The organism is Akkermansiaceae bacterium (assembly GCA_017798145.1).
Lineage (GTDB): Bacteria > Verrucomicrobiota > Verrucomicrobiia > Verrucomicrobiales > Akkermansiaceae > Luteolibacter.
Window position 1 is genome coordinate 490,974 of the sequence record CP059069.1, and the last position, 13,168, is coordinate 504,141.

Consider the following 13,168-nt stretch of genomic DNA (forward strand, 5'->3'; position numbering starts at 1 on the left):
GGTTCCGGGCGTGCTGGAAATTTGCATAGACGGAATCGAGTCAGCCCACGCTGCGGAGCAGGGAGGTGCTGACCGGGTGGAACTCTGCGCAAATCTCCCCGAGGGAGGCACCACACCGAGCGCAGGGATGATACGGGCGGTGCGAAATGTTTTCCCCGGCGGCCTGATGGTCATCATCCGCCCGCGCGGCTATGATTTCCTCTACTCTGCGGATGAGATGAGAGCCATGCTCCATGACATCCACATCGCCCGCCTGGAAGGCGCGGATGGCATCGTTCTCGGCTGCCTGATGGCGGACGGACGGGTCGATGTGGAGCGCTGCCGGGAACTCATCGCCGCCGCCGGAGGCATGGACATCACATTTCACCGCGCATTCGACATGTCGCGGGATCTCGAGGAGGCGCTGGAGGATATCATCGGTCTGGGCATCCGGCGCATCCTCACCTCCGGTGGGATGGCGGATGTTCCCCAGGGTGTTCCGCGCATCGCCCAGCTCATGGCGAAAGCCGCAGGTCGCATCTCACTCATGCCCGGCGGCGGGGTGACGGAGGAAAACATTCCGGAAATCATAAAAGCGACGGGTGTCCGAGAAATCCACCTCAGTGCCCGCCATGGGGTGCGCAGCGGGATGACCCATTTCAACCATGGCTGTCACATGGGCTCTTTTTCCATGGCCAACGAATACGAATGGCGCGAGGCAAGCGCGGAAAAGATCCGGCTGGCGAAGCAAGGGCTCACGCAAGCGCTCGCGTACGCTTCCTCTGCGCCATGAGCTTCATCACCAGGAAAACAAAGCCCGCCACCGCCACCAGCGCCAGCGGGATCCCGAGAAGCGGGCGGTAGAAAATCCATGCCACCGAGATCACGGCAAAGGAAATCGCCACGGTCAGCAGCAGCGCAATCAGGCCGGTGCCCGCCCCGACGATATCCCCCGCGATAGGCAATACATCCGCCAGCACCGAGAGAGGGCGGAAGAGCATCGCGAAACCCATGAACATCAGAAACGCACCGACTCCGCGCAAGATCCAGGTAAGCACATTGTTGTTCTTCTGCGCTGTGGCGAACATCGAATCGGCCCCCTGTTTGCCGACCTCGAGGATCTCGATGGTGCCGCCCGCCTTTGCCGCGTAAGGCTCCAGCCCTTCACCGGCCTGCGCAGCGATCACGCTCACATCGCCGGGCAGCACTGCCTCGTGGCTCACGCGAAGGTCTCCGACCTCGGGCGAGTCGGGCTTCTGACCCAGGTAGAACCCACCGTTCTCGCGTTGCACCTTTTTTCCGGAGATCTCCTCCGGCAGTTCCACCGCCGGATCCCCGCTCACCGCCGAATAATTCCCCATCTGAGCCACCAAGCCCGATGAGAGAGTGAAGCCGCCGACCGTGACCGGCTCTGCCGTCCAAGTCATGTCATCAAGCACAGGACGGGGGTTCTCGTGGCCTTGTGGGTGCTTGAAGCGCGACGAGTCGATCGGCTTGTCGCCCCACTTCTTCGAATAAGCATAGGTAGTGACGGTCTCCTCGCCGCCGCCGAGCTTTTTCTTCGTATCTGTCTGACTGGTCTCCTCCCATTGGTAGAATTCCACCTCGCGGCGCAGCTTCAATGACTGCGCCGAAACCCCGAAATCCGCATCCTCAAGCACGCCCTCCGCCTGCGCCTTGCCGGTGAGATGGATCAGCTTCCCGTTGTTGGCCGGATTTGTTTTTTCCGCCGGCACTGTCACCACGGATTTCGCACCCTCATCGAGCGTCTTGCGGGTCTTAACCGCACGACCTTCGTTGAAGAACAGCACCGGGACGGAGACAACGATCAGAACCAGTCCGAACAGGACGCCCTTGATGGAATCGCCGATGCGGCCGAGCCAGCCGGTGCTTGAGGTCGAGGAAAAATGATCTTCGGACATGTAACTAATGTGCAGTGAGGATCATCGCCCAGGCAATTATAAATCCGGGCTGCTTTTCCAATCACTCCGCAAGTTACGCCGCAGGGTGGCAACCCGTCCACAGAGGCGCAAAGGAGGGCATGTTTTTGGCAATCATCAATCATTAGGGGTTCAAGTTGTTCAAGTCGCCCCACCACTTTGCCTCCTGCTTGACACTCGCCATCGAAAGACCTCAGGCATGTTTCCCGGCACTCGCGATGCAGGCAAGATCCCATGGACGGCGAAAATATGGTTGGCGGTTCGTCTACGGAAAGCCTAACTCGGAAAAAGCCGCACAGACATCCATTGCCTCAAAAAGGCGATCTCCATTCCCACGTCATGTTCCTTCCGCCAATAATAAGAACGCTATCAGCGATTTTCCTCGGACTCCTCACATCCGGCCAGCTCGGCGCGGAAACCTCCCCCCGCGAGCGGCTCAACTTCGACGCAGGCTGGCTCTTTTCCAAAGGCGACATGGCCGGTGCGGAAAAACCGGACTTCGATGCCTCCACATGGCGCAAGCTCGACCTCCCTCATGACTGGAGCATCGAAGGCCCCTACGATCCCGATGCGCCCGCCGGTGCGCCCGGGGGCTATCTCCCGGCAGGCATCGGCTGGTACCGCAAGGTTTTCAAAACACCCGCAAACCTAGCAGGCCGCCGCATCTTCATCGGGTTCGACGGGATTTACATGAACGGCGAGGTATGGATCAACGGCCACCGCCTTGGCAAGCGCCCCTACGGCTACATCGGCGTCGAGTATGATCTCACCCCGCACCTGAAATTCGGCGGGCGCAATGTGATCGCCGTGCGCGTCGATGATTCGCTTCAGCCCTCCGGACGCTGGTATGGCGGCACCGGCATTTACCGCCACGTCTGGCTCACACATACCGATCTCGTTCGCGTCGCACACTGGGGAACCTACGTACGCACCCCGGTCGTCACCCAAGGATCCGCCACTGTCGCGATCGACACTGACATCGCCAACGGCCTGCCCACCGACCAGAAAGTCACGGTCACCCAGGAAATCCTTTCCCCGGATGGGAAAGTGGCGGCAGCCACCGAAGACACATTCGCCGCGCCGGGCGGCGGTCAAGTCATTGCCAAGCAGACGCTGGAACTCCCGCAGCCCGAGCTATGGTCGCCGGACTCCCCCCACCTATACACCGTCCGCACCAGCCTCCGCATCGGCACGGAGTTGAGGGATGTCTATGACAGCACGCTGGGAGTCCGCACGCTGCGCTTCGACAGAAACGAAGGGCTGTTCATCAATGGCGAGCACACGATCATGCGCGGCACCTGCAACCACCAGGATCTCGGCCGCTCGGGTACCGCGCTGTGGGACAAGGCGCTGGAACGCCGCCTCAAAATGCTCAAGGAAATGGGCTGCAACGCACTCCGCACCGCCCACTACCCCCACTCCCCAGAGCTGATGCGGATGGCCGACGAAAAGGGTTTCCTCGTCGTCAACGAAACCTTCGACGAATGGCGGCGCGGCTGGAACTTCGAGAACGGCCAGCTTGTCTCCAGCCCCAACGACCGCGGCAAGGCGCGCAACGGCTACAACCGCTATTTCACCGAATGGGCGGAACGGGATCTAACGGATCACCTAAAGCGCGACCGCAACCACCCATGCGTCATCATGTGGAGCATCGCCAACGAGGTTCCCGAGGCGCAGAAACACGGGGAACTGGAAACCGTGCAGATGTTGGTTGATATCGTCAGGAAAACCGACCCGACCCGGCCCGTAAGCGCCGGAATCAACCACATCCAAACCGCAAACGAGACCGGCTTCCTCGAGCACCTCGACATCGTCGGCTACAACGGCGGCGGCGGCTCCTGTTTCCTCTATGAAAAGGATCACAAGCGTTTTCCCGACCGCATCATCTACGCCTCGGAAGTCCCCCACTCTCTCCAGACCCGAGGCGAATACCGCACCCACACGAATTTCCGCGAGAAGGAGCGCCAGATCGCCAACCTGACCGAAGCCGAGGTCTTCCCGGAGACCGACGCTTGGTATGAATCGTCCTACGACAACGCCGCCGTGCGCATCAACGCCCGCGACTCATGGCACCTTACCAAAACACTGCCCTACGTCCTCGGCGAGTTCCGCTGGACCGGCTTCGACTACATCGGCGAGTCCGGCGGCTGGCCGCGTGTGCTGGGCAACTTCGGCATCATCGATCTCTGCAATTTCCCCAAGGACACCTATTATTTCTACCAGAGCCAGTGGACGGAAAAACCCATGATCCACATCCTCCCGCACTGGAACTGGCCGGGCAAGGACGGCACCGTGATCCCCGTCCACGCATACACCACAGGCGACGAGGCGGAACTTTTCCTCAACGGAACATCGCTGGGCACCCGCCGCATCGGCGGCGAAAACCCCTACCACATCGAATGGCTCGTTCCATACGCTCCCGGTGAACTGAAAGCCATCGCCCGCAAGGACGGAAAGGAAATCGCCAACACCACGGTGCGCACTTCCGGCGCCCCCGCACAGTTCCAGCTTGAAACCGACCAATCGGAACTGGATCCCCGCAAGCGCGACCTCGCCTACCTCACCCTCCGCGTTGAGGACAGCGAAGGGAACTTCGATCCGAAAGGCGAGCGCTGGGTCTCGCTCAGCATCCAGGGACCGGCCCGCATCCTCGGGGTTCATAACGGCGATCCACTCAGCCACCACCCCTTCCAGTCGAAAACCGTCCGCACGTTCAACGGCCTCGCCCGTGTCATCCTCGCCCCGGCGACCGGAGAGGACACCGTGCAGCCCGGCGAGAAACGCAAACAGGACGAGATCATCGTGCGAGCCAGCGTCAACGGCTGGAAGTCCCGCGAGTTGCGCCTGACCCGCACGCACGCAGGCGAGGCCGAATCCGTCTTCCTCCCCGATGACAGCTCCCCACGCCCCACCGATGTCTATGATGACGGCGTGCCGCCTGTTGATTGATCTGGAAGCCGATCCAGAAAACGAAAAGAACGCCCACTGACATCCAGTGGGCGTTTCCTTGAAAACGATGGTGGGCAGGGCTGGATTCGAACCAGCGTACTCAATGAGAGCAGATTTACAGTCTGACCTACCAAATTGCGTTTCCTTGTAGTTAAAGGGTTTCCTGACCGGTATTTCCGGGATTTCTGAAATAACTGGCGTTTTTTGGGCAATAGCGCTACCACCTTTTCGGTGCCGAGACGACCAACATTCAAGGAGCGCAAGGACGCACGAGGCCGCTGGTACATCGACATTCCGAAGTCGATGACCGCTACCGGAAAGCGTCAGCGACACTTCTTCGCCAACCGAGACGCCGCGAGGGAAGAAAAACATAATCTGGGTGAGAAGTATGCAGAACACGGGAGCAATGCTGCGGCAATCTCCCCTACTCTTGCAAGCGATGCCACAAGGGCGGCGGAGATCCTCAGCCCCTACGACGTGTCGTTGGTGACCGCAGCTCGCTTTTTCGCCGAGGCTCGACAACGCGATGCGGCGAGCGAAACGGTTTCGAAGGCTGTCGCCGCCTATTTGAAGGCAAGTGGTGGTCTGCGGGAACGAACTTACAGATCCTATCAGAATACCCTGAATCTCTTGGTCTCGGCTTACGGTGAACGAACCCTCTCCACCCTCACCGCCACCGAAATCACGGACGCAGGGGGACTGGAAGTTCAAGGTGCCGGAGCAGCATTGCGTTGGCGCAATCTTAAAGCTTTTTGGAACTGGTGCGCGAAGAGCCCAAGGGGTTGGTGCGTCAAGGAACTGTTCGAGGAAGTGGAGGCTCCAAAGACAAGCAATGATAGAGAAGTGTCCATTCTCTCCCCCGCTGAAGCCACGACCCTGTTGAGGACCGCTCAAAAGCACTACCCGGGCGCAGTCGCATCTTTCGCTTTGTCACTGTTTGCTGGGATCCGGGCGGAGGAACTGAAGAGACTCAGCACAGAAGACGTCACCGCTGACGGTATCGAGCTATCCAGCAGGATTACGAAGAAAGGACGGCGGCGGCACATCACCCTGTCTCCGACTCTGGCTGCCTGGTTGAAGGCCTATCCGTTCGAGCCCGTCCCAAACTGGGATAACGTATCTGCAGCCGTCCGCCGTCTTGCCGGATGGAAGGTGGAGAGTCCCCTGTTGAAAAAACCACCGAAGCCGACACGTGGAACATGGCCTCAGAACGTGTTGAGACATTCCCATGCAACGTATGCCATCGCCGCCGGTGCGCGCTTGGAAACATTGCTTTTCGAGTTCGGCCACACCGGGAGCCCGGCAGTCCTGCGCGCACATTACGTGGGCAAGGCGAGCAAAAAGGTAGCACTGGAGTTTTTTGCGATCCGCCCCCAGGGCACCGCTAAGAAAACTCCTCTGTCGGTAGTGAAAAAGGTGGAGGGAGCGGCATGAAGGTGGAGGGAGCGGCATGAGTCATTTCGTTCCTAATCTGATCCCCGGTCGACACATGATCGACGCCCTGATTTCTCGCGAAGAGTTCAATGTAGCAATCGCTAAACTTGAAAAAAGAATAGCCACCAACCTCATCTACGTCCGTGGCCACAGCTCGGTGATTGTAGCTCCCCTTTACCATCTTGCTGACGCTGAAGCCAAAGCGAAGAGGATGAAGAGATCCAATCCCGAACTTGCCAAGCATCTGAGAGAACTTACTAGGGAGTGGGCATCCATAATTGCCCAAGCCGCCGCCGATCACCCCAGGTGGAGGGAGATGTACACAGGTATTTCGAAAGCGTTGAATGGAGAGCACCCCAAAACTCGTCCACAATGGATAAAACACTTTTACACTACAACCATCACTGGTGACGACGACACGGTGCATGTTCCCACCTATTCGGCGCTAGTAGCTAAACCCGAGGAGGGTGGCAGGTGGGGAGCGTCGTCAGAACCGGCAGGTGATCTCTACAAAGTTCTGGATGCGCTGGGATACCCTCCACGTCTGAAAGATCTGCCGGGGGTGAAGCCCAAAGGGGGTCGGAAGCCTAAGACTTGATTATCTCTGAGATTTTCGATTCTTCCAGAGGTAAATCGCCCCGAGGAGTAAGAGGTGCTGTGTTTCCGGCGCCCCATGTTTACGACATCCCAGAAATCCCAGACGGCATGCCCGTCAAACCCTGCCTCACACCGGCTGATAACCGCAAAGGAACTCGCCAAGCATTTGGCGACTAGCGAGCGAAACGTCAACCGCCAGGCAGTGGAAGGCGCGATCCCCTGCGTAACATTCGGGCGCTCACGCCGGTTTGACCCTTTGGAAGTTGCCAAGGCTTTGAACCTCAAGAACCCGATCGTTATAGCCGAAAATCGCGCCGGAAAATCTTAGCCGCACCCGGAGGAAGGCGCGGCTCACTGATCAAACAACCTTCCCCGGAAATCAATAACATGAATGTAACCAACAACAGTCCCTTCGAGGACGACACAGACACAGACACAGACACAGACACAGACACAGACACAGACACCGACACCAGCACTGAAACCATGAAACCGAAACCGACACCAGCACCAGACGAAGACCTGAACAGCGATCAGGAGACCGCTGCGGCAGAGAATTACGAATCGCAAAACAAGACTGCCGACGAACTCATGAAGGAGCACGTGGGTGAAGTCCCAAAGGCTGAGAAGAAATTCTCGCTCGCGAGCCTGAAATCGAAAAGCGAAGAGGCTGTTCCCAAGAGCAACACCAAGCCCGGCACGATCGCGGTTGGGAAGCCCAACGATGACACCTTCGTCCGCACCAGCGCCAACTCGGACGAGTGGGCCGCGTTCGACTTCATCGAACTGAAGACCGAAAAGAAGCTCTACCTCCTGACCCCGGATGTCGTCGAGGAGATCAATTCCCTCAATGAGGACCGCGCCCAGGTTATGATCAAGACGATGAAGAAGCGGTTGATTTATTCCGTGACCCGCCTGGGGGACCCGTTCCTCTGGCCCATCACGATCCTGGACGGCGACAACGATTGGATCGACTCCGCCAACAGCTGCGCCGAGGCGGCGAAGGAGGAGTGGGTCCGCGTCGTGAGCAACACGAATGCCGGCCGATACGACTACCTCGCCAGCCCTTCCACCACCGAGCCGAAGTGGCCTGCCATGACCTATGAGGCCGCGGTGTTGAAGGCATTCAGCGGGAAGGTCATCGACAGCATGGGGCACGACGTGATCAAGCAGCTCCTTGGAGAGGACTAGTCACGTGCCGGAGTTGGGTTCGGCTCTGAGCTGAGCCCAACTCCGGGACCAACCCGCCCCCAGCCATGGAGCCTCCGTCCAAAGCTTGGTCTGTCGACTTCGAGTACAGCACCGATGATAACTTCCGCCCGGTGCCGATCTGTATGGTGGCGCGGGAAATTTTCAGCGGCGAGTTGCGCCGTATCTGGCTATGGGATGATCCACCGTTAGATTGCCCCATAGATTTCACCGGGTCCCTCTACGCAGCCTACGCGGCAAGCGCCGAGATGAGCTGCCATCTCAAGCTGGGTTGGGACATGCCTGAGTGTATTGTCGACCTACACGCGGAGTACTGCGCCGAAAAGGCTGGCTTGCTGCCTCAGAGAAAGGGCCTCTTGTACGCGCTCTCCAGCTATGGCATCTCCGGCATCGCCGCCGGCGAGAAGAATGACATGAGGGACCTTTGCATACGTGGCGGCCCATACACCGAAAAGCAGCGCGAGGAAATACTGACCTACTGCCAGTCCGACGTCGACGCCACCGCTGAGCTTTTCCTCAAGATGTGGCCCCGGGTCTCCGGGCACTTTTCGCCAGCCCTTTGGAGGGGCGAGTATGGGAAGGCTGTTGCTAAGATCGAGGCCAACGGGATCCCACTGGACGTGCCCGAACTCAAGCGCCTGCGGGGCGCGTGGCCGCGGATCAAGAACCAGATGATTCGCACTGTCGATACACATTACGACGTTTTTGAAGGTGAAACCTTCAAGGAGGCCAAGTTTGCGGCGTGGGTCGAAAAGGAGAAGATCGACTGGCCTCTGCTGGAGTCCGGCAGACCAGATCTGAAGAGACGCACCTTCTCCGACATGAGCAAGCGGGAGTCCCGCGTCCACCCTCTTCACGAGCTGCGCAAAACCCTATCAGAGCTGCGCCTCCAGGACATCCCTGTTGGTACCGACAACAGGAACCATTTTGCCGTCATGCCATACCGGTCAAAGACGGGCAGGAACCAGCCCAAGGGCAAAAAATTCATTTTCGCCGGCGCCAAGTGGCTGCGACACCTGATCCGACCCGAGCCCGGCATGGCCTTGGCCTACGTCGATTGGAGTGGGCAGGAGTTCGGTATCGCCGCCTACAAATCCGGGGACACCAACATGATCGAGGCTTACGAGTCCGGCGATCCGCACCTTTCCTTCGCCAAGTTCGCCCGCGCTGTGCCGCAGGATGCCACTAAGGACAGCCACCCAAGCGATCGCAAGGTCTTCAAGATCGCCAACCTCGGGATCCTCATGGGCATGGGCGTCCGTGGCCTGTCCATGCAGCTCGGTAACCGGGAGGCCAAAGCCGTGCAGCTGCTGCGGTCACATAAGGAGGTATTCCCTGACTACTGGTCATGGAGCGACGACAACCTCAACCACTACCTGGACGGCCACGCCCTCTACGGTGCCATGGGTTGGCCGCTGAACCCGTCCCTCGGAACCAAGACCACAACCGCACGGAATTTCAAACTGCAGGCCAATGGCGCGGAGATGATGCGTCTGGCAGCCATCGCGATCACCGCCAAGGGGATCAGGGTATGCTGCCCGGTTCACGACGCCTTCCTGGTGGAGGCTCCGGTGGGCGAGATCGACGAGGTGGTCGAGAGCGTGCAGGAGAGCATGGCCGAGGCCTCGTCGGTGGTGCTCGGTGGTCCACAAATCAGGACCGACGTCGACATTTTCAGGTATCCCGCCCGCTACGAGGAGGTGGGCGGAACCGGCATGTGGGACCTAGTGAACGGGTTCGCTAATTTGCTCAACGAAGAGGGCGGTAAACCCACCATGTCCCGAAGACTACCGGAGCAATGATGAAAAGACCTCTAAAGCAAAAGGAGGGTGAGATCCTCCATAACGGGCTTACTGGAGAGGCGATCCCCGGTGAGGAGAGATTCATCAAGAGGATCCCGCTGGACTTGTTCCGCAGGGCGTCGGAGAAGTCGAAGGCAGCGGTCGTGACTCTGGGCGCGATCTTTTACATCGCTGGCATGGCGAAGTCTAACACCTTCCGCCTTGCCCCGTCACAGATGGATGCGGCTGGTGCGGTTCCCGATGTCCGGAAGAGAGGGCTCCGCGACCTCGAGAAAATCGGAGTCATTCGGTTTGTAGAAAAGGGGCGCGGGAAAGCCCCGACCATAAAAATCGTCAGGTGAAAGAATGGACACCGAGCCTAATAGATGGGGCACAGAGCCCTACTACATGGGACATAGAGCCTACCCGCCCTATCTCTATAGTATCTCTCTTTTATTTCCCTATTAGGAGGAATGGAGAGAGTCCGGATGGTATGCCCACGAAGCAAGCCTCCGCGCGCTGCTTAGTGAGGATTACGATGACATTCTCACCTCAGGACTGGCGCCCTTCGTCGGGGCCAACCGCAAAACGCCCGCTACGGCTATCGAAGATGAGTTGCAGGAGCAAGGTCTGCTGGCTTTCGACGCGCGGGGAGCGGAGCGGACAGGTGGTGAGGCTTTCTCTTGGTTCGGTCGAAGGGAAGATGCCGATGGTCACCATCAGCGCCGCCCTTCACTTACTCGGCACGCCTCCGTTCTATGGGACATCCGCAACACACTGGATCAGGCTGGTATCGGTGCCCTCAGATTTGAGGGCACCGATTTGGACACCATGAACAGGCAGCAACCCTGCTACTTCCTCCCCCGGCGCGAGTGCGACATCGTCATCTCCGGTTACTCGGTTCCGTTCTGCGTGACCACCATCAACAGGCGGCACGAGCTGGAGGCGAAATGGGTGAGAGTCGCCGATCATTCCAACTTCGACGTCGTCTGCCGGGCCAGCCCGCCCAGATCTAACAGGGTCGGAGGTGCACCAAGTCGGTATTTAATGCCGCGTTTATGCACTTCTGCGTAACCCCTAAAAAACGCCATTCGTGCACCTGGTTTTCCGAGCGCAATGCCTTGTAAAACCTACGTTCGGGACTCCAGGCATGAGGTGCACTAATTTGATCGGTATCGGGGAATGGGGTGTGCGTACTGGCGAGGGCCACTCCTTTTAGGGAATTTCCGAGCCCAAGATTGGTGGAAGGGAGCTGTCGCTTGATCCCTCACCGCTGCCACACCCGGGTCGTTGCGGTGCTCACACTCAGCTGCGGAGGGTAACAACGCCTTGCCTATTCTGTGTGCGCGAGATCTTCAGCACCTTCCGGCCCCCTGAGCGCCCCGCTGCCGCCCTTGGACACTGAGTCCCCGGCCCTTTGGCTGGACGGACCCCCGACGTCCCAGAATCGCCCACAGAGGGCCGGGCCAGGAAATGCACTCGTGAGATTCGGGTGCACGGTGTCGACGATTCACCACCCCTTTGTGAAGAGTGACCCCTTTTTAACACCCTACGTCGTGTTTACAAAAATTCATACCCCCTCATCACACGATCACCAGCTGAGAACACTGCGCCTGCTGCCGCCCATCGCCCGGCCGACAGAATGCCGAATTTGTCTGTTTACTCCAAGTGGGCTTGATGCTGGTATCAAGGAGCCTTGATTGGGGCGAACGCATGAAAGTTCTACTGACATTCACCGGTTTCCACGATCCCTTCGCAGCCTCCGCTGCGACCGGGGAGATGCGAGCCGGGCCGATCCTGACAGTATTGGCAGAGCGCTCGTTTGATCGGGTTTATCTTTTCTCCACGCCGAAGACCTCCGAGATCGGCGAAAAGACCGCCACCGCCATCACAGAACGGCATCCCGGCGTGATGGTGGAGATCCTGGGGATTCCGCTCAAGGATCCCACAAACCACCTTGGCATCCTCCGCCAGCTGCGGGGGCATTTCAAGAAGCTCAACGCCTCCCATCCTGAGGCGGAGTATTCGATCTCCGTCTCATCCGGCACGCCGCACATGCACGCCTGCTGGCTGTTGCTTGCCGCCAGCGGTGAAATTCCGGCCACCATCCTCCAGTCGACTCCACCGGAGTTTGTGCAGGCAGGCCGCAGCCTGGTTCGTGAGATCGACATCCATCAGAAGGACTTCCCCACGATCACGAGGCCGCTGGACAGGCCGGAACAGGACGCGGACGACGAATCCTCGATTGACGACGCATGTCGCGAGCTTGGCATCGTCGGCGAAGATCCGGCGTTCAGAAAAGCGCTGCACGAATCCTTCGTCTACTCGCAATACGACGACTTCCACGTCCTGCTGATCGGCGAGACAGGCAGCGGCAAGGAATACTTTGCGCAGTTCGTCCACCATCTCGGGCCGCGCGCAGGCCGTCCGATGATCACGGTGAACTGCAGCAGTATTCCGGAGAACCTCGTCGAGAGCCAGTTGTTCGGCCACAAGAAAGGAGCCTTCACCGGTGCAGCCAGCGACCACGAGGGGAAATTCAAATCCGCAGACCGGGGGGTGCTTTTCCTGGATGAGATCGGTGAGCTCCCGCTGCCTGCGCAGGCGAAGCTGCTCCGCGTCCTCGAACAAGGTGAAATCGAACCTGTCGGCTCCAATCGCCCGGTGAAGGTGAACGTCCGCGTCATCGCCGCCACCCATCGGAATCTCCGTGAAATGGTGCAAGCCGGCACTTTCCGTGAGGATCTTTATCAGCGCTTTGGATCAAGCATCACCATCCCGCCACTGCGTGCCCGGAAAATCGACATCCCCGTCCTGTCGTCCCATCTGCTAACGGCGTGGAACGCGCGGCACCAACACCAGAAACGTCTCTCACCCGCTGCCATCAACGAACTCATCCGCTATCCCTGGCCCGGCAATGTCCGCGAACTCCGCCGCGTGATCCAGCAATCGGCGATGCTCGCGTCCGGGAAAGTCATCCACCCTCAGGATCTTCGCTTTGAGGCTCCGCTTCGCACGGATCCGATGTCCGCACTCCCCGATCCTTCCGAGGGCTTTGTCCTCGCCGAATTCCTCGATGGGATCAAACTCCACCTGATCCAACGGGCCATGGAACTGAGCGGCGGCGTCCAAGCCCGCGCCGCCAGGCTGCTTGGCATCACCCCGCAGGCCATCAACCAGCTTCTGAAATCAAGGAATCTTCAATAGGATGCAACTCAATCATCAACGCAGATTGATTTCGGGACAGCCTGCCCGCTGCCCCCAAATTGGCTATTCCTT

The 13,168-nt window shown here is 59.1% G+C and carries 10 protein-coding genes; 9 read left to right on the plus strand and 1 reads right to left on the minus strand.

The features are described 5' to 3' along the window. The first annotated feature begins 10 nt into the window (after window positions 1-10). A complete protein-coding gene (locus HZ994_02075) occupies window positions 11-772 on the plus strand; it encodes a copper homeostasis protein CutC (protein ID QTN31161.1) in 762 nt (253 codons plus the stop codon). Here the strand turns inward: HZ994_02075 and HZ994_02080 are convergent. Then, a complete protein-coding gene (locus HZ994_02080; GenBank protein QTN31162.1) occupies window positions 735-1,901 on the minus strand; it encodes a TMEM43 family protein in 1,167 nt (388 codons plus the stop codon). The genes HZ994_02075 and HZ994_02080 overlap by 38 nt on opposite strands. A 357-nt stretch (window positions 1,902-2,258) precedes the next feature. Here HZ994_02080 and HZ994_02085 point away from each other — a divergent pair, with 357 nt between their 5' ends. From HZ994_02085 to HZ994_02120, 8 genes are all read left to right on the plus strand, one after another. Next, on the plus strand, window positions 2,259-4,868 hold the full coding sequence (locus tag HZ994_02085; protein QTN31163.1) for a glycoside hydrolase family 2 protein: 2,610 nt from the start codon (window positions 2,259-2,261) through the stop codon (window positions 4,866-4,868). Window positions 4,869-5,171: 303 nt separating this feature from the next. Then, window positions 5,172-6,302, plus strand: coding sequence for a site-specific integrase (locus HZ994_02090; protein ID QTN31164.1), 1,131 nt, complete (start codon window positions 5,172-5,174; stop codon window positions 6,300-6,302). Window positions 6,303-6,357: 55 nt separating this feature from the next. Further along, entirely contained in the window at window positions 6,358-6,900 is a 543-nt protein-coding gene (locus tag HZ994_02095) for a hypothetical protein (GenBank protein QTN31165.1), read from the plus strand. A gap of 386 nt (window positions 6,901-7,286) precedes the next feature. After that, entirely contained in the window at window positions 7,287-8,090 is an 804-nt protein-coding gene (locus HZ994_02100) for a hypothetical protein (protein ID QTN31166.1), read from the plus strand. A gap of 65 nt (window positions 8,091-8,155) precedes the next feature. Continuing rightward, window positions 8,156-9,910, plus strand: a complete 1,755-nt coding sequence (locus HZ994_02105; protein ID QTN31167.1) for a DNA polymerase I — start codon at window positions 8,156-8,158, stop codon at window positions 9,908-9,910. After that, complete coding sequence (locus HZ994_02110) at window positions 9,910-10,251, plus strand: hypothetical protein (GenBank protein QTN31168.1); 342 nt, start codon at window positions 9,910-9,912, stop codon at window positions 10,249-10,251. The genes HZ994_02105 and HZ994_02110 overlap by 1 nt, the downstream gene beginning before the upstream one ends. A 469-nt stretch (window positions 10,252-10,720) precedes the next feature. After that, window positions 10,721-10,963 carry a hypothetical protein gene (locus HZ994_02115; GenBank protein ID QTN31169.1) on the plus strand — a complete coding sequence of 81 codons (243 nt, stop codon included), beginning with the start codon at window positions 10,721-10,723 and terminating at the stop codon, window positions 10,961-10,963. A 639-nt stretch (window positions 10,964-11,602) separates the two neighbouring features. After that, a complete protein-coding gene (locus HZ994_02120; GenBank protein ID QTN31170.1) occupies window positions 11,603-13,096 on the plus strand; it encodes a sigma 54-interacting transcriptional regulator in 1,494 nt (497 codons plus the stop codon). Window positions 13,097-13,168: the final 72 nt, after the last annotated feature.